The 25,927-nt window shown below is 52.8% G+C and carries 21 protein-coding genes; 9 read left to right on the top strand and 12 right to left on the bottom strand.

Annotated elements, in window-relative coordinates:
* Window positions 1-40: 40 nt before the first annotated feature.
* The gene (locus QJQ48_RS08515) at window positions 41-895 is read right to left on the bottom strand and encodes a DUF4114 domain-containing protein (protein ID WP_346290791.1); all 855 of its coding nucleotides are present in this window, start codon (window positions 893-895) and stop codon (window positions 41-43) included.
* Between the two features lie 429 nt (window positions 896-1,324).
* Between QJQ48_RS08515 and QJQ48_RS08510 the strand changes: the two genes are divergently transcribed.
* The 4 genes from QJQ48_RS08510 (at window position 1,325) to QJQ48_RS08495 (ending at window position 5,420) form a co-directional block, all read left to right on the top strand.
* A complete protein-coding gene (locus tag QJQ48_RS08510; protein WP_346290790.1) occupies window positions 1,325-2,572 on the top strand; it encodes an FtsX-like permease family protein in 1,248 nt (415 codons plus the stop codon).
* Window positions 2,573-2,733: 161 nt separating this feature from the next.
* The gene (locus QJQ48_RS08505) at window positions 2,734-3,390 is read left to right on the top strand and encodes an ABC transporter ATP-binding protein (protein ID WP_346290908.1); all 657 of its coding nucleotides are present in this window, start codon (window positions 2,734-2,736) and stop codon (window positions 3,388-3,390) included.
* 759 nt (window positions 3,391-4,149) lie between these two features.
* Entirely contained in the window at window positions 4,150-4,764 is a 615-nt protein-coding gene (locus tag QJQ48_RS08500; RefSeq protein ID WP_346290789.1) for a hypothetical protein, read from the top strand.
* A gap of 32 nt (window positions 4,765-4,796) precedes the next feature.
* The gene (locus QJQ48_RS08495) at window positions 4,797-5,420 is read left to right on the top strand and encodes a hypothetical protein (RefSeq protein ID WP_346290788.1); all 624 of its coding nucleotides are present in this window, start codon (window positions 4,797-4,799) and stop codon (window positions 5,418-5,420) included.
* Here QJQ48_RS08495 and QJQ48_RS08490 read toward each other — a convergent pair.
* Window positions 5,417-5,818, bottom strand: coding sequence for a DUF4112 domain-containing protein (locus QJQ48_RS08490; RefSeq protein WP_346290787.1), 402 nt, complete (start codon window positions 5,816-5,818; stop codon window positions 5,417-5,419). The genes QJQ48_RS08495 and QJQ48_RS08490 overlap by 4 nt on opposite strands.
* A 93-nt stretch (window positions 5,819-5,911) precedes the next feature.
* Window positions 5,912-6,445, bottom strand: coding sequence for a pentapeptide repeat-containing protein (locus tag QJQ48_RS08485; RefSeq protein WP_346290786.1), 534 nt, complete (start codon window positions 6,443-6,445; stop codon window positions 5,912-5,914).
* A gap of 283 nt (window positions 6,446-6,728) precedes the next feature.
* Between QJQ48_RS08485 and QJQ48_RS08480 the strand changes: the two genes are divergently transcribed.
* A complete protein-coding gene (locus QJQ48_RS08480) occupies window positions 6,729-8,156 on the top strand; it encodes a LuxR C-terminal-related transcriptional regulator (RefSeq protein WP_346290785.1) in 1,428 nt (475 codons plus the stop codon).
* Between the two features lie 169 nt (window positions 8,157-8,325).
* Here the strand turns inward: QJQ48_RS08480 and QJQ48_RS08475 are convergent, their stop codons facing one another.
* The 7 genes from QJQ48_RS08475 to ntcA all read right to left on the bottom strand — a co-directional run bounded on the left by QJQ48_RS08475 (window position 8,326) and on the right by ntcA (window position 17,035).
* A complete protein-coding gene (locus tag QJQ48_RS08475; protein WP_346290784.1) occupies window positions 8,326-9,339 on the bottom strand; it encodes a glutathione S-transferase family protein in 1,014 nt (337 codons plus the stop codon).
* Window positions 9,332-10,147: a Nif3-like dinuclear metal center hexameric protein gene (locus tag QJQ48_RS08470; protein ID WP_346290783.1), complete on the bottom strand. Its 816-nt coding sequence runs from the start codon at window positions 10,145-10,147 to the stop codon at window positions 9,332-9,334. Before QJQ48_RS08470 ends, QJQ48_RS08475 begins: the two co-directional genes overlap by 8 nt.
* Before the next feature lie 40 nt (window positions 10,148-10,187).
* A complete protein-coding gene (locus QJQ48_RS08465; RefSeq protein ID WP_346290782.1) occupies window positions 10,188-12,026 on the bottom strand; it encodes a glycoside hydrolase family 15 protein in 1,839 nt (612 codons plus the stop codon).
* A gap of 53 nt (window positions 12,027-12,079) precedes the next feature.
* On the bottom strand, window positions 12,080-13,825 hold the full coding sequence (locus QJQ48_RS08460; RefSeq protein WP_346290781.1) for a mechanosensitive ion channel family protein: 1,746 nt from the start codon (window positions 13,823-13,825) through the stop codon (window positions 12,080-12,082).
* A gap of 271 nt (window positions 13,826-14,096) precedes the next feature.
* Window positions 14,097-14,492: a PadR family transcriptional regulator gene (locus QJQ48_RS08455; RefSeq protein WP_346290780.1), complete on the bottom strand. Its 396-nt coding sequence runs from the start codon at window positions 14,490-14,492 to the stop codon at window positions 14,097-14,099.
* A 358-nt stretch (window positions 14,493-14,850) separates the two neighbouring features.
* Complete coding sequence (locus tag QJQ48_RS08450) at window positions 14,851-16,302, bottom strand: DUF3084 domain-containing protein (protein WP_346290779.1); 1,452 nt, start codon at window positions 16,300-16,302, stop codon at window positions 14,851-14,853.
* Between the two features lie 61 nt (window positions 16,303-16,363).
* The gene (ntcA, locus tag QJQ48_RS08445) at window positions 16,364-17,035 is read right to left on the bottom strand and encodes a global nitrogen regulator NtcA (protein WP_346290907.1); all 672 of its coding nucleotides are present in this window, start codon (window positions 17,033-17,035) and stop codon (window positions 16,364-16,366) included.
* A 363-nt stretch (window positions 17,036-17,398) separates the two neighbouring features.
* Between ntcA and fabI the strand changes: the two genes are divergently transcribed.
* The 3 genes from fabI (at window position 17,399) to QJQ48_RS08430 (ending at window position 21,033) form a co-directional block, all read left to right on the top strand.
* Window positions 17,399-18,175 (top strand): enoyl-ACP reductase FabI, encoded by a 777-nt coding sequence (gene fabI, locus QJQ48_RS08440; RefSeq protein WP_346290778.1) that lies wholly within the window; start codon window positions 17,399-17,401, stop codon window positions 18,173-18,175.
* A 1,422-nt stretch (window positions 18,176-19,597) separates the two neighbouring features.
* Entirely contained in the window at window positions 19,598-20,299 is a 702-nt protein-coding gene (locus QJQ48_RS08435) for a Crp/Fnr family transcriptional regulator (RefSeq protein WP_346290777.1), read from the top strand.
* Between the two features lie 155 nt (window positions 20,300-20,454).
* Complete coding sequence (locus QJQ48_RS08430; protein WP_346290906.1) at window positions 20,455-21,033, top strand: DUF4126 domain-containing protein; 579 nt, start codon at window positions 20,455-20,457, stop codon at window positions 21,031-21,033.
* Here QJQ48_RS08430 and hemH read toward each other — a convergent pair.
* Window positions 21,030-22,193, bottom strand: coding sequence for a ferrochelatase (gene hemH / locus QJQ48_RS08425; RefSeq protein ID WP_346290776.1), 1,164 nt, complete (start codon window positions 22,191-22,193; stop codon window positions 21,030-21,032). The genes QJQ48_RS08430 and hemH overlap by 4 nt on opposite strands.
* A 211-nt stretch (window positions 22,194-22,404) precedes the next feature.
* On the opposite strand from hemH, the gene QJQ48_RS08420 reads away from it, so the two are divergent.
* A complete protein-coding gene (locus tag QJQ48_RS08420; protein WP_346290775.1) occupies window positions 22,405-23,595 on the top strand; it encodes a site-specific integrase in 1,191 nt (396 codons plus the stop codon).
* 33 nt (window positions 23,596-23,628) lie between these two features.
* Here the strand turns inward: QJQ48_RS08420 and QJQ48_RS08415 are convergent, their stop codons facing one another.
* Window positions 23,629-25,782, bottom strand: a complete 2,154-nt coding sequence (locus tag QJQ48_RS08415; RefSeq protein WP_346290774.1) for a coiled-coil domain-containing protein — start codon at window positions 25,780-25,782, stop codon at window positions 23,629-23,631.
* Between the last annotated feature and the right edge of the window lie 145 nt (window positions 25,783-25,927).

The raw sequence follows: 25,927 nt of genomic DNA, 5'->3' as shown, positions 1-25,927 counted from the left end.
CAGCTTCAGATACGTTTGGGGTAGGGTCTGAACCGCGCCGTTAGCTTTGACGCTGTCGCTTGGCTACTGCACCTACTAGGCTCAAACCTAACAAAGCCAGAATACCTGTGGGTTCAGGAACATCAACTGTTTCAGTATCTGCTAAGCCTCGGACAGCGATAACCACATCGTTGTAGTCCATGTCGCCGCCATTATAGATATCTTCATAAGCAAGGACCAGGTATTCGCCGTAGCGGTAAGTAGTTACATGCTGCAGTCCATCAGCATTTTGCGTGGTTTCAGCGCTGAGGCTATCAAACACTTTGTTGCCGGGGTTGCGCAAGAAAAAGTTGAGGGTGCTGCCTGCCGCTACATCGCCGATCCTGTAGCCCTGTCCCAGGGTTAGCGGACCGTTGCTTTCGGCCAAAATACTGTTGGGCGAAGCAAGATCGCTCCAAATGACACTGACGTTGTTGTTCCAAAACTTCGGCAGGCTTTGGCCGCTACCCGCTACGGGCGCTGTCGTGGCGTAACCCAGCTTATTGCGATTAGCCGCGCCTTCATTGACAAAAAATACCTCAACATCCTGAACCCCTGTCTCCCAGGTCAGAGCATTGATATCTAGAGCGACGAGTTCATCTAGCTGAGCACCGGATGAACCATAAGCAGCTTTTTCATGATTGATAAAGGAGTTGATTGTAAACCAGTCTTCAAAGCTCAATGAATGGCTGGTAGCTTGGTTTCCGTAGGCCTCTGACAGGCTGCTATAGCTGGCTGCATACTCGCTGCTGGCTGCATCTAGAGTCAGCAAATCTGCAGCTTGCCGGGAGAGGGTGGCCGCACTGGCTGCAGAGGCAGCTATCAGGGGGGCGATCGCTGCAATAGTTGCTGCTAGGGCAGAACTATAACGTCTCATAAATTTATGACCTCCAATTGAGTGACGATTCCAATAGTTGATACTTTGAGAATTCAACTTTCCTCAGTATGGACAAAGCAATCGTCAAAATTAATAGTGAATTTGCGAGTCTCTCAACTGCTCTATTTATCTCAGTTAGAGCTTTTCTAGGTAGAGCTTCACAGGTTGCTGTTGGCTTGGATTTTTCCTACGTATAAGTACACAGCCTGTTTGATTTGAAACTGAAGCGAGATAGACATCCTGCGCCAAATGTCGGAATTGCTCTCAGATTTCTCACTGAACTTGTCGCTGGCTGCGGCGATCGCCTTCATGATCAATTCATCTGACCAAGGCTGTACAGTTGAATAACTGGCTCAGACGGCTTCAGAGCCACCTGGAAAACGATTAAAGTAGGACTTACGCAACTCTTCTGGCCGTTTCATCTCACCTATGGTTTCTGTTGCCCGTAAGAACTTGCTCAAAGATTTGCCTCGGCTGCTGGTAGCCCAGGCTGGCATCATGTTTGCGGTTAGTCTGGTCACGATTCAAACTGGCATTCTCAAGGGGTTTACCCGCTCAACGACGCTGCTAATTGAGCAGTCCAGTGCTGACATTTGGGTCGCTTCCGAAAATATTGTCAACTTTGAGCTGACCGAGCCGTTTCCATTGGTGCAGCTACGAGAGGCACGACAGGTTGAGGGAATTGAGCGGGTAGAGCCGCTAATCATTGGCTCAGGCCGGTGGTATTCCGAGCGGGGCAGACTGACGACGCTGAGAATATTCGGTTTTGATCCAGATGGAGAGCTATTTAGACCCGGTGATATTGCTGCAGAGACGATTGAGGCTCTAAAGCAGCCCTATACGGTAATTGTCGATAAAACTAATTTGCGCTCATTTGGCTTAGCTCAGGTGGGCGACATGGCTAGAATCCGTTCGCTGCCAGCCCGGCTGGTGGGTGTCACTCAGGGAACGCAGTCCTTAGTCTCCAGCAAGTTTGTTTTTGCTTCGCTTAAAAATGCCAACGCCTACGCGACTTCGGGATTTTCGGCTGGTCTTACCTGCCAGCTTGGGAACGGAGATATCACCTGCGTCAACTCCTATGAGCGTGAATCTGCAGATGCGCCGTCAGAGCAGTCGGCTGCACCGGCTGAGTTGGGGGCCGATGCGCCCGTAACTTTTTTGCTGGTGCGGGTTGCTGCCGACGTTGACGTGGCGACAGCCAAGCAGCGGCTAGAGCAAGCCTTACCCGGCACTCGCGCTTTTACCCGTCAGGAGCTGATCGATCAGACCCAGTCCTACTGGCAGAACCGCACGGGTATCGGATTTATTTTGGGCTTAGGGGCCGTTGTGGGCGTGATTGTGGGCATGGTGATTGTGGCGCAAATCCTTTACACGTCGGTCGCTGAACACCTGAAGGAGTTTGGCACTCTCAAGGCGATGGGAGCTTCGGACTCAACTATTTACGGCGTCATTGTAGAGCAGGCTCTATGGATGGCAATTTTGGGCTATGTTCCTGGTATTCTGCTGTGCTGGGGATTGGGCGCTTGGACATTGGCCAGTCAGGGCATCGTTATTCTAATCACCCCGGCCTCGGCGGCTGGCGTTTTAGGGGTGACGGTGCTGATGTGTGTCGGCTCTGCTGTCTTTGCGATTCAAAAGGTAATGCGGGTCGATCCGGGCATTGTGTTTAAGGCTTGAGCAGGGTCTGAGCTGAAAGAAAAAGAGTTTGATAGGCTGAAAGAGAGCTTTTTATGATTGCATCTATGCCGTCTTCCCAGATTCCTGGGTCAACCCCTTCCCGTTTGCTGCCCCAAGAGCAGACTACTCATCAGTTTGCGATCGCAGCTAAAGGCATCGAGATGGTGTTTCAGTCCGGGCTAGAGCAGTTTCGAGTCTTGAAGGGCGTTGATTTGACGGTTGAGCCGGGAGAAATTCGGCTACTCATGGGGCCTTCGGGATCGGGTAAAACGACGCTGCTGTCGATCCTAGCAGGCATTTTAACGCCAACAGCAGGCCAGGTTTACTTGCTGGGAGAGGAGGTAACTCGCCTGTCTCGCAAAGCCCTAACTCGTTTCCGGCGGAACCACATTGGCTTTATTTTTCAGGGATTCAACTTGTTTCCGGCGCTGACGGCGGCTGAAAACATAGAATTATCCCTAGAAATCCAGGGCATTCGAGGCAGCGCTGCCAGAAAGCAGGGGATGAAACTGCTGCATCAGGTAGGACTCGCCGACAAAGCCGAACGTTTGCCTCAGGATCTTTCCGGGGGGCAAAAGCAGCGGGTAGCCGTGGCCAGAGCGCTGGCGGGCAATCCCCAAATTATCATGGCAGATGAGCCGACTGCCGCTCTAGACTCGCAAACGGGGCAGGCCGTAATTGAACTGCTGCATCAGCTTGCTAAAGAGGAAGGCTGTACGGTGTTAATTGTCACTCATGATCCGCGCATTACCGGCTATGCCGATCGCATCACCTATCTAGAGGACGGCCAAATCAATCTGCATCCTAGCTGGGAGTAACTTGCAGTAGAGCATCAACCGTAGGCATCGAGCTTTGACCAATCTTTATGGGCAAAGCAAACTACCTATTTTTGCGCCTCAGTCAGACCATGTAGTCCAAAATTTCTAAAGCTAATGCTCTATAGATGCTGGTCAAGACGGACTTGAATTGTGGACAAAGCTAGTATAGAGGGAAGTACGTAGCGGGGGGATTCCCTACTCTTAATACTCTTCAAGCAAAAATTCAGCTTCAATTTCAATTAACTGCCTGATTACTGAACAAAAATTTTAGTCTTACATCTATTGTCAAATGTAGATAAGAGGTGGATTATGCGCACCTTTAGAGAAGCACAATCGGGTCAACAAGATTCGTTTGCGCAGCCAGCAAGACTGCAACTATCTCGTCCCAGGTCTAATCTCGCGCTGACTCAACCATTATCCACAGCCACCAAACACGCATCAATAGATAAACTGCCTGTATTGAGCGGCTGTAAGCACGATTTTTCTTGTCTGCCTGTATGGAGTCAGCAGACATCTAGTTCATACACTACGGAGGAACCAGCAGAAGGACCAGGTCCCGTATCACAAGATGCAGGAGTTCCTCAAGATGCAGGGGTTCCACTTCCAGCAGGGGTTCCAGAGCCGGAACCGCAGCCAGAAATTGTGCCTGATGATCCACCGCGTCGCCGTATTTGCACTATTACAACACGAACTTTGGTGGCCGCCCCTGATGGAACAAGCAATATACGCCGAGAAGTAGGCGTCAATGAACAGGTTCATATGACTTGTTCAACACCGGCGCGATGGTCAGCTACGGGCGGCTCTATTTCTCCAGTCGAAGGAGCTGCTGTTACTTGGACAGCACCAGCCACAGGCAGCCAAGTTACAGTAACAGCTAATCCTAACCGTGGCCGCCCCTGTTCAGTGGTAATGACGGCGATTTCTCCCAGCCGACGCCTGCTGAGCAATCCTATCGATCGGGTCTACACAGCGGGGTTAGCTGGATCGGGATTTGTAGCAGACGTAACCATCATGCCTATCAATGTGTCGTTTTCACGAATTCAAGTGCGAGAAGAGGAAGTGAACGCTTCGGCTACTGGATATTATGATACCGTTCTAGGCTGGGATGGAATAAGACACCCAGCCGGTGTCTGGCTGACGCCTAATATTCAGAACAGCGGCGCTGTTGATACTGTTGGCACAAATCCACCTGGCACAGGAGGGCCCTTTAGTCGCGGAGAGTTCACTTGGGCAATTCCCCAGCACTACCGAATTATGGGGGATGGCGGTAATGGGATGTCCTATAGTACAGGAGTTCATGCGCAGGTGATGATTGGAAACGACGGCTCTGAAGGAACAGCGAAAGAAGGAGCTGCCCGTGGGCGGACGCCATAGCCATGTCAGACCATCAAGCTGAACAGTTCTTAGTGCAAGAATCTGAAGCCTGGGAAAATTTGTCATCTACAGAATACGATAGCGAGCTTAGCCGCTTATTCAACGTTATTAAAGCGGCTCCAACTGGTCTAGTTCCAGTTAATGCTGTCATAGCCTTGACAAGCCAAGCTTTGCGGCGTAACCAAGCAGCGTTTATTGAGTCGCGGTTTTGCTGTGCTGAGTGTCTGCTCGTCTTTGCCTCGGCTACAGCAGATGCGATGGCTCTACTACGACTTCGAATGCTCTTTTTGTTAGCTTGGCTACACTTAGGAGCCGCCGCTGCTCGCGGGCCTGATGCCATATCTGCTACTCCGGATTTACCACCAGGAGTGACTTTGCCTGACGGCGCAGATCCGATTCTGATTCAAGATCCAATCTTGCGAGCACAGGCTCAAGAAGCCGTTAAGCAACATCGAGCAGCAGCGGCTTGTTGGAATGCTAAGCAGCGTGCACTAGGCTACCTCTATCAACTCGCTGAGGAAGTCAAGATGATCTCTGCTTCCACCTCAATAACAGAAAGGCCGTTGCAAGAACTATTGATGGCGATGGCACTAGCATCTGGAGTCCCTTCGGCGCTTCAGCAGTCACTAATAGATAGGATGCATAGCGGAGGTTAATCTGCTGGGGCGCTAGACAGATTGAGTGGATCAAGTTCTTCTAGCTGAGGCGCTTCGATCTGCAGGTGTTTCTCCAACAGCGCTAGGTTGCGAATATTGGACTTATAGTAAGCATCGAAGAGATCGCCTACGAGAGGCACCGCACCAACAACGGCTTCTAGGGCAATATTAAAAACCATCCAGCTAAAGACCCCAGCCGGTAAGCGAAACCGGGCTGCCAAAAACAAAATATAGGCAGACACCGCTGTTGCGATCGCGTCACCAACCCCTGGTACTAGACCAATAATCGGGTCTAGGCCGATACGAAAGCCAATTCCTGGGATGCGAATGGCTGTGTCCATCAGGCGGCTGATGCGGCGAATGCGATTAAGGTTTCTCAGGCGGGCGTCTGTATTCATAGTTCTATCGTCTCAAAAAGGCTGATACCCGTCTTATATCGCCAGAGAGAAACTTGTCAGCGCCATCGCCTCTATCGCACGGCGGAAGCTCGGTTACTTTTCCAAGCCAGTTGCCCCTGCAGTTAGCGCATCGGTCAGGTCAGCGCCGGTTAAATCCGCCCCCTCAAAGTTAGCATCGCTCAGATCGGCCCCGGTCAGATTGGCCTCTTGTAGATTCGCGTCCTGCAGCCTAGCATTTTGTAGATTCGCGTCGCTCAGATCGGCCTCAACCAGTTGGGCTGCATTTAGGTTAGCGCCAGATAGATCAGCTTCTCTCAAATTTGTTTGATTGAGCACTACCTCAAATAGGTCAGCATTGCTCAAGTTGGCCCGCCGCAGGTTAGATCCGGTTAAGTCCACGGGCGCTGCCCGGTTCAGCCCTTCTGGCCCGGTTGAGAGTGGTGTATTTCTTAAAGGGACTCGGTACTTGGCGCTGAGATTTTGCCCAGCCAGGTTGATTCCCTGCAGGTTGCAGTTCTGACAGGAGCGCTCAATTTCAACTTTATAGAGATCTTGAGCCTGCTGGGAGCAGCTAGCCAGGGTTAATAGCACAGCCGCGATCGCCCAGTATTGAGAGCCATACCTCATTTTTAATTCTCCCCATCTAAGCTGCGCCGCAGCAGGCCCAGTATAGGCCCAAGGCTCAGATGTTTTGTCGTTCAACAGTTTACAGAGCGACTCTTTTATATCCGCACCTATAAGCCCAAGCTGAGCTATTAGGTGTACCTGTCGATACAGAGTCAAAAGCTTATTTATATTCAACTTGAGTTAGGCATTGAGAACCACTGTCTCTCAGTAGATAGGGCGCAAAATGCAACATCTCGCAACTCTTCCTACCCAGTAAAAGGATCCATTAGCGTTGGCGGCGTGAGTGGCTAACTCAATTCCGACCCTCTTAGACTCTACTCGTTTACTCTTCGATCTGCAGCGGATCAGCGATATCGTGCAGCAGATTTCTGGCTGCCTGACCCCCAAAACGATAGCCCGCCACATTACAGAGGCTTTAGTTGAACAGTTTGGCTGCGCCTTTGCCCGGATTTGGCTGATTGAACCCGGCCAGAGCAGTTTGCGGCTAGTAGCCTCTTCGGGCCTCTATACCCACATTGACGGCTCATTTGCGCGGGTGCCTATGGGCGCTTATAAAGTCGGTAAAATTGCTCAGAACCGGGTTCCGTTTCTCAGCAACCAGCTAGCCAACGAACCCTGGGTCAAAGATCGGGACTGGGCGATCGCCAATAAAATTCAAGGATTCGCCGGATACCCGCTGGCAGCGGGCGATCGCGTCATTGGTGTTCTGGCAACCTTTAGCCATCACCGCATGGCCCCCGAATTTTTGGAAGTGCTGCAGGTTTTATGCATGACGGCCACTGTTAGCCTAGACGCTGCCCTCCAGGCCCAGCAGCCGACTCTGCAAAGTCCAGACTCTAGTCATCAGGTAACTCTATCCGATCGGCTAGCTGCTATCTTCATCTCGCCTCGCTTGACCTTAGTCGGGACAGAAAAAAAACTCAGCGCTGACCTAAACCACCTATTCCTGTGCGCTGCTGAACGCCTGAGTCAGCTCAGCTGCCGCTACTGCCGTCTCACCTATGGGGAAGAAACCGTGACCTTAGAGGCGATCGCCAAAGCGCCTGATCTAGCCTCAGATCCGGTTCAGACAACCGTAGAAACCTGGCTGCGATCGCATTTCAGCGAACTCAATTTTGCAGCCTCTCGCTTGGCGGGAAACTTACAAACCCAGCCGGGCACAGAACAAGATATTGTCCATTTTTTGCTGACGCTGCCCTATCCCGACTGCCAGGTAGGGCCATTAGTCCGCATTGCCTGCCAGCAGCCGCTGCTGCAATCTGTAGTGACGCATTTAGCTCACACCGCCGGCTTATCTGTCTGCAACCTGACTGACCAGTCAGCCATTTTGCTGACAAATCAAATTGCCCAACTTCAAACAGCCGCCAAAGTCATTTGGGTTCGACACGCTGCTGCCCCTGTGCCGAGTCAGGTTGACGCTGTGATTGACTGGTCAATTGAACCGTCAGGACTCTATCAGTTGGTCAGACAGGTCATTGCCGGAGAAACCTGTGTCGTCAGGACTGCGACCAACCCGCTAACGCCTCTTTCCGATAGAGAGCAGGAGATTATGGCACTCTTGGCCCAGGGACTCCGCGATCGCAATATTGCTCAGCAGCTTTTTATCAGTGAAAGCACCGTCAAGTTTCATGTCAACAACAGCCTCACTAAGCTCAACGCCAAAAACCGCTATCAGGCTGTCTATCAGGCGGCTATACGCGGCTGGATCTAAGGGGCTGGCCAGTTAAAGCTGCTGCCGCCACTGCTAGACTTACCAAATCTTGGCCGTAGCCAATTCAAACTGAGGTAAAACCGATTTTCCGGTTGACTACCGGGTCAAGGTTGATGGTGTAGGCTGTCATGATTTAAACCAGATTTAGGAAGAGGCTGCTGATTTGAATTTAGGCGATCGCGGCTTGTCCTAGCTTTTCCCGCCCGTGGGGAGCTTGAAGATCGCTGATGTCTGGCCCATCGGGAATGATGCCGCCAGGGTTGAGCGGAAACAAATTGCCGTAGTAGTCTTGCTTCACCGCTGCTAGATTACAGGTTTCGGCTACGCCGGGAAGCTGATAGAGATCCCGCAGGTAGGGGCCAAGGTGGGTATAGTCCTGAATGCGGCGGCGATTGCACTTAAACAAGCCGTAGTAAACGATATCAAAGCGAAACAGAGTGGTAAACAGCCGCACATCAGCTAAGGTGAGCTGAGCGCCACAGAGGTAGCGCTGACTCGCTAAGGTGCGATCGATTAAATCTAGCATCTCAAACAGTTCCCCAACCGCTTGCTCGTAGGCCGCTTGGGACTGGGCAAAGCCGCAGCGATAGACGCCATTATTTACGGCGTGATAAATCTGGTCGTTCCACTGATCAATCTGCGATCGCAGTGCTGCCGGGTACAGGTCGAGTGCTGGTTTTTGCGCGAACTGATTAAATGCCTGATTCAGGTTGATGATGATTTCGGCGCTTTCGTTATTGACAACTTGATGAGTCTGACTGTCCCACAGCACTGGCACCGTCGATCGCCCGCCATAGTTCGTCCGCGCAGACTGGTAGAGCTGGGGCAAAGTCTGACAACCAGCAAACGGCTGCTCAAACAGCCAAATACCCTGGTCGGAGCTAGGCGAGACAATCACCAGCGGAATCGCTTCCGTCAGCCCCTTCAGCGCTCGCACCACTAGGGTTCGGTGCGCCCAGGGACAGCCCAGTCCAGCAATCAGAGTGTAGCGTCCTGCTGCTGCCGGAAATTGCGCCTCGGCTTCGGGGCTGACCCGATCGCGGAACTGACTCTCAGGCCGCACATAGGCACCGCCGCGATCGCTCGGCGCTAGCTTAGACATCATTACCTGCCACAGGGTTGTCCACACCCACTTGCCGGTGCGGATCAGCAGACCAGGAGGCAGAGCGCTCTTTTTAGCCATGATTGCTCACCCAAAACTGACGAAAATCTTCATCGCGATCGCTGAGCTTTGCCCGCTCCACGCCTGCCTGCTGCAGCTTCTGCACTAGGCGATCGCAGGCAAGCCGCTCAGTGGCATAGTGCCCGGCATCGATTAAGATTAGGCCGCGATCGCGGGCTTCCTGAAACTGATGAAACTTGCAGTCCGAGGTGAGATAGACCTGTGCCCCTGTCTCAGCTACGTTGCTGAGGAAGCTAGCGCCAGAGCCGCCTAAAACCGCGACGCGCTTAACTGGCTGAGCCAAATCGGCAGTGGGCGAAAAAATCAGATCGGGCGGATTGAGCGCCGCGCGAATCTTGCCTAAGAGCTGCTGCAGCGAAATAGGGCTGGGTAAGTCACCGACACGGCCATAGCCCAGCTCATTTTGAGTCGGGACAACCGGGCTGGAGCCCTGCAAGTTTAAGAGCTGGGCCAGCACGTCGGCAGTACCATCCGCAACCTGATCAAAATTAGTGTGGGCACTGTAAACGCCAATGCCGTGGCTAAAGCTGAGGCGTACCATGTCGCCAATGGCATCCCCCTTGGTCACGGCTTTAAGGGGGCTAAAAATCAGCGGATGGTGGGCAAAAATCAGGTTGACGGGGGTGCCCTGAGCCTGCAGGGCGATCGCTTCCTGCATCACCGCCAGCGTCGGCGTCAGGCACACCAGCACTTGGGCTGGCTCGTCTAGGACACCGGGTTCAATTTGCCAGCCGCAGTTGTCCCACTTTTCCTGCCAGGCGGGGGGAGCCCAAGCCTCAAACCAGTGGATTAAGTCAGCAACTTTCATCTTTGTTCCCCCGTTTCTAACTATTGTAGAAAAAGCCGTATTAGGGCTGCTCGATCGCTTCGTTCAGATTCCAGGCCGCGCTGATCAGAGAGAGGTGGGTAAATGCCTGCGGAAAGTTGCCTAAGGCTTCACCGCTGGAGCCGGTTTCTTCTGAATAAAGGCCGAGATGATTTGCGTAGCTCAGCATTTCCTCAAACATCAGCCGCGCTTCATCCAGCTTATTGGCATCGGTGCGTCCGGCTCTGGTCAATGCTTCCACCAGCCAAAAGCTGCAAAGATTGAAGGTGCCTTCTTCCCCCTCAAGGCCATCTTCGGCATGTTGCGGATCGTAGCGATAAACCAGGCTGCTAGAAACTAGGCCCCCCTGAGATGGTGGCTTTCGCATTGCGGCCAGGGTTTTCAACATGCGCGGATCGTTGGGGGACATGAAGAAGACCAGCGGCATAATCAAATTGCTGGCATCTAGAACATCGCTGTCGTAGTGCTGGACGAAGGCTTGGCGCTCCTCATTCCAGCCTTTTGCCATTACCTCTTCGTAAATTTCGTCGCGCACTTTTGTCCAGCGATCGCGATCGGCCGGGAACGAGCGCTTGGCCGCCAATCTCAAGCCGCGATCGAGCGCTACCCAGCACATTAATTTGGAATAGACAAACTGCTTGCGGCCATCGCGGGGCTCCCAGATGCCCTCATCTTGCCGCTGCCAGTTGTCACACACCCAGTTCACCAGCTCTCGCAGCTTTTGCCAAAGGTCATAGGAAATCGGCGTACCATACTTATTAAACAGGTAGACAGAATCTAGCAGCTCGCCGTAGATGTCAAGCTGGAGCTGACCCATTGCGCTGTTGCCGATGTGCACGGGGGCTGAGCCGCGATAGCCCTCTAGATGATGCAGGTCTTCTTCCTTTAGATCGTGCTCACCATCAATGCTGTAGACCGTCTGCAACGTGCCGTTGGGATCTAGCTCGTGGCAGCGAGCTGTAATCCAGTCCATAAACTGAGCCGCTTCTTGGGTAAACCCGATGCGCAGCAGGCCGTACAGGGTGAAAGCGGCATCGCGAATCCAGGTAAAGCGGTAGTCCCAGTTGCGTTCGCCGCCGATCTCTTCTGGCAGGCTACAGGTGGGGGCAGCAATAATCGCGCCGGTTGGCTCGTAGGTCATCAGCTTCAGGGCCAGCGCCGATCGCTCAACCACTTCCCGCCAGCGCCCTTTGTAAACACACTGCTTGATCCAGTTGCGCCAATAGCCCACGGTCTGCTCAAAGAGTCCGGTGGCTGCATCGTTGGGCAATGGCAGGCCGCAGTCATCACAGTCAGACTGCATTTCCCGCAGCACGAAGGTTTTCAGGTCAGCCGCTTCTAAAGTAAACTCTGCCCAGACGCCCCCTTCGTCTACCTGCAGCGGAACGTCCGTGACCAGAGCTAGACTTAAACCCTCTGAGCGAAAGATAGCGCCATTTTCGGTCAAAATTACTTTGTGGCGATCGCGGGCATAGTTGAACGCCGGGTAGCATTCCAGTCGAAACTTGAGACTGCAGCGAATCCCTCGTACTTGGCGAATTAACCAGTGATAGCCTTCTTGTCCGGGTTCTAGCCCCACTGGCATAAAGTCTACAACTTCGCCCAGGCCGCAGTCTGCTAAAAACCGCGTCACCAGCACATTGGTTTCTGGCCAGTAAAACTGCTTATGGTTGACGCCCTCTAGGCAGGGATAAATCCGAAAATAGCCGCCCTTTTGATTGTCTAAGATGGCCGCGAATACGCTGGGTGAGTCGTGTTTGGGATAGCAAAACCAGTCAATTGAGCCATTGAGTCCGACAAGGGCAGTGGTGCGCATATTGCCGATGACGCCGTAGTTCTCAATGGGCTGATAGGGTTTCAACGCGATGTCCTCTAAACCTTGTCTTTAACCAATATAAAGGGCTAGCAGCGCACCTAAGTATCTGGCTCAGCCTCTTCTGTCGCCTCGCTGGGTGCGTTTCGCGGTTGAGCATCGGTTTTCCCCTGTCCGTTTCGCTGCGCGGCTGAGTCAGCTTTCTCTGAGCGATTTTTCGATTCAATCGTGAAGGAATCAGCCTGATGCAGCCAGATCTCCTGCTGGGGAAAAGGAATCGAAGTTTCCGTTTCGTTCATGGCTAGCTTGAAGCGGCGGCGATACTCCCGCGATACGTCCCACTGCTTCAGCGGCTGGGTTTTAATCCAGACGCGAATAATCAGAGCGCTATCGCCAAAGTCGTCCACGCCTAAAATTTGCGGATCTTCCAAAATCAATTCGCCCCAGTCTGGATCATCTTGCAAATCCTGTCCCACTGTACGCGCCAGCTCAATCATCTGATTGATGTCGGCGTTGTAGTGAACCGGTAGCTTCAGGTCGGCCCGTGACCAGTGCAGGGAATAGTTAGCCACCCGGTCAATATCGCTGGTGGGAATGGTAATTAGGCGACCATCTGCGTCCCGTAGCTGGGTAATCCGCAGATTCATGTTTTCCACTAAGCCCGCATCCTGATCGATCGCCACTACGTCACCAATGGCGTACTGATCTTCCAAAATAATAAAAAAGCCCTGAATTGCTCCTTTAATCAGGTTCTGCGAAGCCAGGGAAATGGCTAGACCAATCAGGCCAAAGCTAGCCAGCAGCACCCCCAGATTAATCCCGGTTGCGGCTAAGGCCACCAGCAAGCCGATACCAATCCAAACAAAATTGGCAATATTTTTGACGGCGCTGGAAATGGTTTCAATTCGCAACTGCAGGCGACGGGGGCTGGCGTCGTTGAAGCCGTCTCTGTCAGTCAGGCTGGTGACAAAGCGATCGATCAGCAAGTAGCTGAGCCGGATCCCCACATAGGACACCAAAATCAAAATGCCGATCACCAGCGGCGCTTTCAGCGCCCCTAGAAAGTTGTTCTGCAGCGATCGCGTTTGGGGAAAAAATCCGGCGATCGCTAGCGCCGTTCCCACCAAAATCAGCCCCTGTACCAGGGGCAACAGCCGCCACTGAATATCGCGCAGATGGTGCTGTTGCTGGGAAGAAAGCTGATTTAGGCGTGTGTTGCTGAGACAGCGAACGCTGGCTCTAAGCATGGCCTCGCGCCAGTGTTGCAAAGCCCAAACTACCGCGATCGCCAGCAGAAGGAGGCCGACCGCAACGATAGCTTGTCGCCGCAGATATTCCGGCTGCCGCTGCTGATAGGCTTGCTCTAACGCCTCTGGAATTTTCCTTTCCAACAGACGCTCAACGGCGTCCAAGGTCATCCCCTGATTTTCGGCATCCCAGGGAGTCAGCGTAAACAGGTAGAGACCGTTGACGTAAAGGCTAATAGGCTCAGAGGGACCGGTTTGAGAAGTCGTCAGCGTGGCGACTGGCGACTCTCGCTGTAGATAGTTGTCGCGGATAGCGACTAGGTTTTCTTCGATTCTCTGCTGCCGCTGCGAAAGCACCGACTGGGGAGCCGCAATTTGAAATACTGGGGTACCGTCTAGCCCAATCCAGCCCAGGCTATAGTCACTACCCGATCCCTGACTGCTCGCAGTGCCCAAGCTTTGCATCAGAACGGCAGACTGAGGCAGCGCCGCTGGCGTGACGGCCGGAGCGGCCAAGGCTAGCAGCAACGTCATAACGAACAGGAGGCCAGCAGTTACCCGCCTGGTCAAAATCTTGCCAAGAGTCGAACGATGCACCATGCCTAAACGCCGTTAACAGCAGAAACTTCCCGTAATCTGCCGTATCTTAGGGCCGCTATCATCCCTCTGGAGTGGGAAGCATTTCCAACACTGCTCGCAAAGAATAAAGCCTGAAATGTTAAATTAGCGGCCTCTATGGTCTGCGCTGTAGGTAGTCAGGCCAGCTTGGGTTGCTGAATCTGTATTAACAGATGCCTATAGTGAAGCCTAGGATTTTAAGCCTAGGCCGGACGCTTTGATATCAGGAATAGAAGGATTTTTCTCTCAAAAATTATCGCGGCTGAGAGCGGGCTAGGACTTCGCCGGCATGGGAAAGCTCTTGAGCCGCGCGATCGCTCATATAGTGATGCCACAGATCGGCTAGGTTGCGCGCCTGCAACTGCCAGTCAGGGCTGAGCCGATACATCCGACGAGGCCGACCACGACCTTCTACCTTTTTCCAATAGCCAGCGATCGCGCTTTGATCTTCTAAAAACTTAAGCGCGCTGTAAAGCACCGTGTCGGATAGCCGATAGTGGGGATACTCATGCATCAGCAGCTGAATCAGCTCCGTGCCATAGGAGTCTTGATGAATGAGTACTGCTAAGACGTAGCAGACCGCTAGCTCCTTGTTAAGATAGACTGGCGGCGGATCCTCAAAAAACTGATAGATATCCTCAAACTTCATTTGACTGCTCCAAGCTTACTGTTCAACACAGACTGGTTAGGCAATGGCTGCAATATCAGCCACAGCTAGGCCGTAGCGGGATGTATTGAGCCAACTGTCAATTGCTAAACACAGTGCTGGAAAAACGGCAGGCCGCCTAGCTCTACATTAATAGGATGACAGGCATTAAACCTATGCAGAGCGGCGTTCTCCAATGCTGCTAATTTTGACCATTGACGACTCAATTGCCCTCAGGTGATATCTGTCAATTCTAATCACTGAGCGTTCGCTTCGCTCATAAACAGGGATATATAGTTACTCTCTGCAAATTTTTTTAGACTTTATTAAACTTCGGGCGTCAAAAAACTTTACTCTAGCCTTACTCTGGGGCTGCGTTTTCTTCAGTTTGCGCGGGGGATGCGGGCAGAGGCAGCGTGCTAAAGAGAATCTGCCCCTGCTGCGTGGCGACTAGCTCAATCTGGATTGGGCCGATGGTAAAAATAGGATTGGCGGCGACCGCTCTGATGACAACGGGCGTATCGGTAGTTTGAACTTGCTCTAAAAACTGCAATACCGCGTCAGAGCGACCATCGGCAATCTGAATGCGATCGTCAATGACGCCGTCCTGACTGCCCCTAAACTGAGTGGCGGCAGCCAAGAGCTGTAGCCGAGAAATCAGTTCTTGATCAGAGGGATTTGCCGTCTCAAGGGTGGTTTCTGCTAACTGCTGTCCCTGTTCATAAACCAGGCGATTGACGGTAGCATCGGCAAAAACTTCAATGCAGGAATTTTCCGCCTGAATCACACAGGGTTCACCCACAATATAGTTAGCCGCTGACAAAAAGCGCACAATATACTCTTGACCATCACTAATCCGGTCGGCGAGCTGTTCCACATCGGTGCTAGCGATTCTGATAATTTGCCGGGTTGGCTGATCGGCCCCCGGATCGATGTTTTGCAGGGCCAGCCAGTTGGCCTCCTGTAGCAAACGCCTAATGAGCGCTGACGTTTGTTCTGGGTCTCTTACCTGCACCAAGCGGGCCAAAATTGGCTCATTGCGGCCTAAAGCAACGCTGCCCTGGCGCAATCCCAAGAACTCGCGGTCAAGCTGCTCTACCTGTTCTTCGAGGAAAGCCTGCTGCTCCTGCAGCTTCTGCAGCCGCGCTTCACGCTGGGCGATCGCTTGGTCGCGCTGGGCAATCTCGCGATCGCGCTGCACAATTTCCTGGTCGCGCTGAGAGAGTTCTTGATCGCGCTGGGCAATTTCCTGATCGCGCTGGGCAATCTGAGCGCGAACGGCGGCCTGCTGTTCCAGCAGATTTCTTCGCTCTGACTGTAAGCTGCCGATTTCTGAGCGTAGCTGCTGAGCTTGCTGAGAGACGGACTGGAGCTGTTTTTGGGTTTGATTCAGGCGTGCCTGGGTTGTGGCCTGACGCTCAACGGCAGTCTGGAGTGACTCATTGATTTGACGCAGCCGCTGCTGAGCCTGGATCTGGTCTCTAACCGCAGTTGCGAGTTCTTCCTCGACGCCTGTTTTTTCCGACTGGGTAGCCTGCAAATCCTGACGCGCCTCTTTAAGATCGTCCTGCAGCGTTTCTAACTCAAAAACCCCCGTTCTCAGCTGGTCGCTGACAGCAAATAGCAAAGCTAGCGTTGTGCCCGAAACGACGCTGCCTGTGAGAATGCTAATAACGGTAGCCGTTTGCCGAGGCCGCAGGTTGAATAAGGTCAGCCGCGCTTTGCCGACTCGCATACCTATGCGATCGCCAACCGTTGCAATCACACCACCAAGGACTAAAATCGCCAGAATCAGGATGTACCCTGTGGCCATGGGCTAGAGAATGCAGTTCAGATTCCAGCCTACTGCATGTTTCTACGATTAGGGGAACGGACTAAGTGAACTGCTGACTGAGATTGACCGGGTTGTGAACGGTAATTTTCTTTTTGTGAATAGAAATCATGCCTTCCTGGCGCAGATCCCCCAGTAGCCGGGTGACGGTGACCCGCGTTGAGCCAATCGCTTCGGCGATCGCCTGATGGGAAAGCTTGAGGTCAACCGTAATTCCTTCAGCGCTGGGAATGCCAAAGTCGCGGCAGAGAATAAGCAAAAAGCTGACCAAGCGCGATCCCATATCGCGGTGCGCTAAAGTCTCAATCATCATTTCTGTCTGCAAAATCCGCGAAGATAGCCCCCGCATCATATACATCGTCAGCTCAGGGTTTTCTTCTAGTGCCTGCTCTACCTGCTCAATCGGCACTGAAAGCAGCTCAACCGGAGTGAAAGCGACAGCGTGATAGAAGCGATCGGAGCGATTGCCCGTAATTAGCGAAAGCACCCCAAAAACGCTGTTCTCTCGCAGCAGGGCTACCGTAATCTCTTCACCGGCTTCATAGACGCGAGAAAGCTTGACGGCCCCCTTCAGCAGAAAATAGACCCTCTCCGCCGGATCTCCTGGGAAAAAGATGGTCTTGCCTCTTTCGTAAGTTTCAACAACAGGCGGAAAAGCGCCTCCCGAAAGCTGACGAAACACGCTGGCCAGCGGCTTATCTTGCGTCACAACCATACCCATAATTAACCAGGAGTAGCAATCTGTCGTCTGCAACCGTTGAGACTGCCTTTAGCAAACAGTCTGTCTAACTCAATTAAATCCTACAGATGCTGGAAATGTTAACTTTAGACCACTTAAGCTTAACTAACAGCCTTAGTTTTGTATCAAGAAATACTTAATTGCGAAAAATTGGTCAGAACTGCTCCTATTGGGCGATCGCAGCGCTCAAAAAGAGTTCAAATGGTTCCATCCCATCCACGACAATGGCGCTAAGGCGGAGGTGCGGCAGAGCTGCTGGCCGATAGAACTGAGGCCCTGCCTGTTCAGGTGTCCCCTTTTTTGAGTATTCTCCCAGAGTGCCTGTTAGATAAGGGGATTATGCTCAATTTAACTGATAAGAATGCTTTGGTAACCGGAATTGCCAACAATCGCTCTATCGCCTGGGGCATTGCTCAGCAGCTACATCAGGCGGGAGCCAATCTAGGTGTCACCTATCTGCCTGACGAGCGAGGCCGGATGGAAAAAAAGGTGGCGGACTTAACTGCTTCGCTAGAGCCTTCGCTGTTTTTGCCCTGCAATGTGCAAGACGATGAGCAGGTCAAGTCTACCTTTGCCGCTATCGAAGACAAGTGGGACAAGCTAGACATTCTGGTTCACTGCTTAGCGTTTGCTAATCGTGATGATCTCACAGGAGACTTCAGCGCTACTTCCCGCAGCGGCTTTCAGACAGCTTTAGAAATCAGTGCTTATTCGTTGGTGCAGTTGGCCCATTACGCCAAGCCGCTGATGCGCCAAGGCGGCAGTATTGTGACGCTTACCTATCTAGGCGGCGTGCGGGTCGTCCCCAACTACAACGTGATGGGAATTGCCAAAGCGGCTTTAGAAATGAATGTGCGCTATTTAGCCTCGGAACTTGGCCCCCACAACATTCGCGTCAACGGGATCTCGGCTGGCCCCATTCGTACGCTGGCTTCTTCTGCCGTGGGTGGCATCTTGGACATGATCCATCACGTCGAGGAGGTCGCGCCCCTGCGCCGCACAGTGACTCAGATTGAAGTGGGTAACACAGCCGCCTTTCTGTGCAGTGAACTATCTAGCGGCATTACCGGACAAATTATCTATGTCGATTCCGGCTACGAAATCATGGGTATGTAGCGCTTTATCAAATCGGACATCGTCAATGCGTCAGCCCGGAGCCTGACGCATTGATAATGCTTGTAACTGTCCAAAAAATATTTAAAGCAGAAAGGGCACCGACGACTGGCCGTGTTTCGTCTCGGTGCCCTGACTGGTTCGCTCCTCACACACATTCAAAGTATAGGCCAAGGTTTCCAGCTTGTCACCCCCAACAGCGGGTTTGAAGGGTTAAATTTTCTTATCACTGCCGCCTTAGCCTATAGCCTGGTAGGAGCTGCGATTCTCAGCACAGCGGTCAGACAATGCTCTAAGACCGCCTGAGCGGCTAAAAGCAGCTTGAGATAAACGTATCTTCTCCCGTCGTTTTGAATACAGGCATATTGACGACAAAGCTGCTCGCTGCCGTGGCTTAGTTTTAAGAGCTGCTGTTCAAAATATCGGGCTGATGGCAGGCTTTGTCCTGAGAAACAGCTATCGGCTAGTTCAATGACGCTGTGTAAAAGATCTTGTTCAGCTTGATTTGATAGTCTGAACCTAGATTGCGCTAGTTCAGTCTGGGGCGATCGCAGAGAGCTTTCGACTAATGGCTGTATTCGGTTTGTCAGCGCATGGCAGCGCGCGTAGTTATACTGAAGTCTGAAGCTAGTCTCTGGAGTAATCTGGAAGGCGTCAATTTGAGGAATATACTGAGGAAAGCGTATCGGTAGATCATCTTTAGTTAGCTTTGATATGCTTTGCTGGCTCGATATCCGCTCAAAATGACTGCACCATTGCTCAAGCCCCTGATTTGAACAGCAAAACTGCAGCCATCCGTTAGCAAGTACTTCAATTTTGATGTGTGGCCAGATACCGTTGATCACAGAAATTAGAGGCTGATGAAAGAGAGGCGCGTTTGCTGGAGTTAACCGGGCATTTAACAGCCAATCCTTCAAATTTTGCGCGATTTTTTGACAAGGCCAATGAACAGTCTGCTGCAGTTTGAGCGCAATAGGAGACTGATAAACAACAACGGCTGATCTTTTGGTTTTCGAGACTGGAATACTTTGGATATGATGAGCAAGTATGTCTCTAGAATTTGAAGAACCTGCCCGATCAACTACCCAAGACTGATAAACCTGAGTTGGGCAAATGCTACTATATGGAGCCCGCTGTAGATGTGCTTGGAACATCCGTTGAAATGAGAGGTATGTCATAGATTAATGTCAATCGATGTTGGCTGATTCACGCTAAAAGCAGACTTTTTTGAGCCAATTTACATTTGCTGATTTGCGTTTGAAGACTTCCAACCCGCCGCAAAGAGCGATCGCCCTTGGTGTGTTACAACGAGAGTGACTAGATTTTACTAGTCCTATGATCGAAGGGATATTCAATAAGAAGTGATTAGCTCGTAGCGATTATTGCTATACAAACTCTATCAATTTCTAACCTTTGTTGTGAGCCATGTATTCACCTTCTCAAAATGACAATGCTCGCCCCTTTTTAACCTGGCAAAGAATTTTAGATTGGGCGCAGGAACACTATCGCTATCGTATTTTCAGCCGCGATGAAAAAGTGCCTGCCCGGGCAGGGCTACTCTATCTGGTACATCGAGGAGCTATCCGGCTAGTGGGTAATTCTCAAATCAGTGCTAGCCTCAAGCAAAAGCACAGTACCGCTCGTATTCCTCTAGTGGCGGCAGAGGAAGCTTTCTTGGGTTTTGTTGGAGCGGGGCAGCCGTTTGAAATTGTGGCTCAGTCTCCCTTCAATCTGCAAAGTTTTGCCCATATTGATCAGACGGCGGTGATTTGGCTCTACTGGCACGACTTAGACAACTGGCCTCATTTTCGCCGGGAAGTTTTAGATGCCTTTCGCCATCAGCATCAGCGGAAGCTGTTGTGGTTAAGCACGCTGGGCCAGCGGCGCACGATTGATAGGCTGCTGGGATTTCTGACCCTGCTGATTGAAGAATATGGTGAACCTTGCGACCAGGGTTACTATTTGCCTTGGACGTTAACCCATGCTCAGATTGGCAGCGCTATCGGTTCTACCCGCGTGACAGTAACTCGCTTAATGGGCAAGCTGCGGCAGCGCCATCTGATTCAAAACTATGGCGACAATTTTATTTGTATGCCAACTGAGGCAATGCAGCAGCAGCGGGCATAGGCGAAGGCTGCTTTCTGGCAGATCTTAGGATGGTAGATGACAGCACTTTGGCCTTTCTAATGTCAAGCTAGGATTAGGTAGACCAGAGCTGTCTCATTTGGCTCTGGCCTGCTTAATTCAGTCGAGTCTCTGTCAGCGCTGACGCCTCCGTGATCATTACTGAACTTTTAGCAGTACTTGCGATTTCAGCGGCAGTCGGACTGCGGCTAGCCCTGCCGCTGTTGCTGATTGGCCTGTTGTCTGGGCCGGGGCTATGGTCTAATGTGCCAATCCTGTCACAGCTTTCGCCTTCCCTGGTGGTAGGCATTTTAGCAAGCTGGTCGCTGTGTGAGTTGGTCATCTTAAAAGACCGCTCCAGTCGCCAACTGCTGCAGAGTATTGAAGTTCTTTTTAGCCCTTTTGTCGGAGCGATCGCGGGGGTCGCGATCGCCAGAACGGCTGGCCTAGCTCAATTTGTCGGGCTGGTAGGCGTTGTGGGCGGACTTTTAGCCCTAGTAATTCAGCTCTTTCAGGCAGGCTGGCTGTATCGGCCTCAGCGACCGCCTCTGTGGCTGCTATTTCTGCAGGATATTTTGTGCGTCAGCCTAGTTTTGTTGGCGTTCGATGCCCCTCAGCAGGGAGGGCTAGTTGCTTTACTGCTGCTGTGGTTGGTGATTCGCAATTCGGCAGCCTGGCGGCAGTGGTACCTATCCGCCAAAAAAAACGGTGGCAAACCACGCAGATCCCCGGATTAAAGCAGACCTACAAAGTGAAGCGGCCCGCGACCGCTAACCAGTTCCAACAGCAGGGCCAAAAAGCCGACCATCGCTAGGCGACCGTTCCAAACTTCAGCAAAGGGAGTCATTCCCCAGGCCGAGCGCTCTGGCGGATACATCTTCATCCGCTTGTCGGGGTGAACAACTTCAGAGAGCAGGCGCGGTGGAGCCTCCAAGGCTTCAACAGTCAGGTTAGCCAAATCGTCAATGAAGCCAGCATGAGTATTGAGAGCCGGAACGCGGCGGAAGTTTTCAATTCCTGCGGCTTCAGCAATCTCTCGGTACTCAATATCGATTTCCTGCAGGGTTTCAATGTGTTCTGAAACAAAGCTAATCGGAACGACAACCAGGCTATTAATGTCGCGCTCAGCCAGATCGGCGATCGCGTCCTCTGTGTAGGGCTGCAGCCATTCAACTGGGCCGACGCGGCTCTGATAGGCCAGCGTGTAGTCATTGGGGCGATTAAGCGCCTGCATAATCAGCTCTGTGCAGTGTTCTATCTCGCGCTGATAGGGGTCGCCTGACTCCTGCACGTAGCTCACCGGGACGCCGTGGGCGCTGAAGAAAATATGGCCGGCGCTGGGATCAGGTAGCTGATCGAGTTCCTGCGCAATCAGCTCAGCCATAGCCTGCACATAGCCTGGGCGGCTGTACCAAGAGGGAATTGCGGTGTAGCGGATGCGATTGAGGGTTGGATCTTCTAGCCAGAGCTGTTCTAGCAGGCGAAAGCTAGAACCACTGGTACTGATAGAAAAGTGGGGATAGAGAGGCAAGATAGCGAGGCGGTCAATCCCATCGCGCTTGATGCGGGCAATGGCTTCCTCGGTGAAGGGGTACCAGTAGCGCATACCAATGTAGACTCTGGCGTCTAAGCCCTTTTGCTCCAGTGACTTTTCGAGGGCGCGGGCCTGCTCCTCGGTGATTTGGCGTAGGGGGGAGCCGCCACCAATCTGCTGATAGTTTTCCTGAGATTTTTTGGCCCGCGAAGAAGAAATTAGCCAGGCCAAAGGGCGCTGCAGCCAGGGAAAAGGGAGACGAATGATTTCAGGATCAGAAAACAGATTAAACAGAAATGGCCGAACATCTTCAAGCTGCTCTGGTCCACCTAGATTCAGCAGTAAAACCCCAACACGGCCCATGATGATTTCAGTTACCTTCGTCTCTAATAATCTTTGAATATCGTAACAATTAATCTTATCCCTTGACTCAACTAAATTTTAGATTGCTGATTGAATAAGGTTTAAGATAGCAGCCAGGTTACTTATCCTCCTGGGGTAGCTGCTCCTTATCAAGTTGTTTTGATCTTCATTAAAGGCTTAGTGACTCTAATCCGCAAGTCTTTCGCAATAGATGTCTCCTAGTTCAGCCCTTGATGCTCAAATTGCTCAGGTAAACCAACGCCTGAAAGCCGCTCGTCTCGGCCTGCAGATAGAACGTCGTGGCAATCTGCTAGGACTACGAGGAACTCTGCCGCCGCGCCCCGACAGTCCCCGGCTACGCCCGTATCAGCAGCGCATTTCATTGGGCTTAGTCGCTACCAAGGCCGGACTCAAGCAGGCCGAACAGCAGGCTAAGATTGTGGCTGCTGAGCTGATTCAGTCAACCTTTGATTGGCGGCACTATCTAAAAAATCCGGCAGGCAAGCCCCTATCTCAGCAAAGCCTAGCGGAGAAAATTGGCTCTTTTCAGCAATATTTCTTGACAAAAAAAGAGGCATCAAGCAGAGCCTCGGTGCGCACAACCTGGGAAAAAGCCTATGCCCCCTATCTCAGAAAACTGGCCGCGATCGCCCAGCAGTATCCTAGCTATGCCCTGGGAGAAGCTATCTACGCTGCTGTGCAGTCAACCCCAGCCAACTCCCGCAGTCGTCAAGTCTGCTGCACGGCGCTAAGCGCCTTTGCCGACTTTTTGGGTTTGGAATTGCCGCTGGAATTAAAAAGCCTAGTGGGGCGCTATGGCAACAGTCAGACGGTAGCGAGAGCGCTGCCCTCAGACGAGCAGATTATGGCGAGCTACCAGCAGGTGCCCAATCCGGCCTGGCGCTGTGTCTATGGCCTCATGGCGACCTACGGGCTACGCAATCACGAGGTTTTTTTCTGTGACTATCGGCGGCTAGTAGCAGGCGATCGCGAAGCGGTGATTGAGGTGCAGGCCGCTACCAAAACAGGGCGTCATGAAGTTTGGCCTTTCTACCCGGAGTGGGTCGATCACTTTGATCTCAGAAAGCTGGAACTGCCCAATATCAACACCGACCTCAGCCGCACCACTCTGCAGCGGATTGGGCAGCTAGTCACGGTTCAGTTCCGCCGCTATGACCTGCCGTTTTCTCCCTACGATCTGCGCCATGCCTGGGCGGTTAGAACAATTCACTTCGGCCTGCCGGACACGGTAGCCGCCAAAATGATGGGCCACTCCGTCGCTGTCCACAACCGCACTTACCACCGCTGGATCACCCACCGTGATCAGCAGCAGGCGGTGCAGGCGGCTCTCAGTCGAGCGCAGCTAAAATCACCAGCGCGGCCCGAATCAGAAGTTCCCTGATCTGCGGCTCAAAGCTGCACCTCTCCAGCCAGACTACAGCAGGTCGTCCAGCGTTACTTCCTCAGTCGGCTCTAGCCGCTCCTGCCACTCCTGAATTTTGAGCTGGGCCGCGGCATAGGCCTCAGTGCGGGCCGGAACCTGCCGGGCCATCTCAATCGCGCTGGACAAATCCGAGTTGGCCTGGGTGGTGGCTAGGGACAAAATCTGCCAGCTCCACTGGTTCATCATCAAGTTAGCGTCCGAGCGTGCTGTGCTATCGGCTGGCACCTGATTGGCCAAGGCGATAGCAGAGGCCAATGCGGCGGGCGTACCTGTTTCAGCAGCTTGGTAAGCCTGCTGTAGCTTTTGCTGCCCCTGAATTCGTCCTTGCCAACTGCTGATGTCAGACTGGGCTTCATCATAGAGGGCGCGATTGCTGCCAATTTGAGAAGCGGTGGCGATCGCCTCCTGATAGCTGCCGCTTTGGGCTAACTGCCTAGCTTTAGCTAAAACAGGCTGATCTTCGGCCCGCTGCAGGGTGCGCCGCCAAGTCCGAATGCGACCGCTGGCCTGATCGTACAAAGCCCGGCCCGGACGAATATTTTCCGCTTCAGCGATGGCGGCTCGCAGAGAAAGGGCATCGCCTGCTAAGGCTAGCTGCTCGGCTCGCTCTAGGAAGGGCTGATCTTCAGCCGTTTCTAAACGACTGCGCCAGCGTCGCACCTGGGCCTGGGCCTCGTCTGAAACTGGGTTGGAGCGAGAAATTTTATCGGCATGGGCGATCGCGGCTGACAGATCGCTAGTGGTACCCGGCTCGGCCAGCTGTCTGGCCCAGTCAAGCTGGGCTACTCCCTGGATTTCGCTCTGCCAGCGGCTGATTAGCTTTTGGGCGCGGCCATGCAGGGGGCGATCGCGGCTAATGCTTTGCAGCCGTACAATGGCTGATTCTAGGGCCGGAATGGTTCCCTCCCAGGCGCTCTTATAGGCTTCGACTAAAACCCGAAAATCAGCGGTCTGGGCGTCAAAATCGACCCCATCGGGAATTTCATCTAGAATCGCTAACGCCTGATCCGCGTCTTGACGCTCTAGAGAGGCTTCAGCTAAATCCAGCATCTCTTTGGCAATGTCTTTCAGGCGGCGCTGAGCTTCTTGGTAAAGACGGCTTTCGGGCTGAATCTTGTCAATTAGCTCAATTGCCTTCTTTAGATTGCTCAGGCCCCCTCGACGCAGCAAGTTACTAACCTGCCCTAGCCGATTGCCGTCTTCGCGGGTGACAGAAATCAGCTGGGTTAGCTCTTCATACTTGGTGGTTTCCCAGTAATCATTGCCCACCGACAGCAGCTTGATTGCGGTCGCAAAGGCTTCGCGAAAGCTCTGCTCGCTCAGCTTTTCTTCAGCCGTCTGATAAATTTCTTCGGCTCGGTTCCAGATTTCGCGCCAGCGGTCTATCGACTGCTCAATTTCGTCAGCGGCGGCGGTTTGGGCCGGGATCTTACGCGCCGTGGCGATCGCTGCTTCCAGTTCGCCTGCATGAAACTGCTCATCGGCCAGTTCCAAAATTTGAGCCGCCCATAGCTCAATGCGATCGTTGATGTCGGTTCGCAGGGGATGGTCGGCGGGCAGGGCGTCTACGAGTCGAATGGCGGCTAACAAATCGTCAACGGTGCCCTGGTTGGCATAGGCTTCAGCACACTGTAGCCGCGTAGAAGCTGAAGCGGTGGGCCAAAAGATGGCTCGGCAGTTAGGCAAGTTGGGAATGCGAAACAGGCTGATGGCCGAAGCGACGCCAACCGCGCTAATCAAACCCAAAGAGGTCAAGGACCAAAAAGGCCAGCTAGTCAAAAACTTCCCCAGAGGCAAACGGCGGCGCGATCGCGGGCGGGGAGACGGTTTGAGGGTAGACTTGGACACTGGGGTTTGCGCTGCCTGCGGCGCTCTAATCTGCTGCTGTAGCTCAGCTACGGGAGGTTTGTGGGCCTTAGAGAAGGCTGGAGTCGAGAGCGGGCCAGTCTCTGCCTGGGGGGAAGGGGTCGCTGGAACAGCGCGGCGCTGAGAATCTATTGCCGCAGGCCGCGACGATGGCGGCAGGGGCCGCTGCTCTCGCTTAGGGGGAGGGACGGGTGAGATTTTAGGCAACTGCGTGCTAGACGCAGCAGAATTAGACGCTCTGCGAGCGGGCCGCTGGGGCAGGTCTCGATATCCGGTCATAGTTTACCTGAAACCCTGTTGCACTAATCTTGACCCTGATTTGAGTCATCTCAGGGTACCTGAGGCTGCTGACAATTCAGATTAGTATAGCTGTCCGTTTAGTAAACGCAACTCCCTGGCTGAGAATACTCAAAAGGGAATCAGC

This window comes from Sphaerothrix gracilis Ecp01, assembly GCF_030405905.1.
GTDB lineage: Bacteria > Cyanobacteriota > Cyanobacteriia > Phormidesmidales > Phormidesmidaceae > Sphaerothrix > Sphaerothrix gracilis.
The sequence above is the reverse complement of the archived record's forward strand: the minus strand, read 5'-3'. Positions and strand labels throughout refer to the sequence as shown.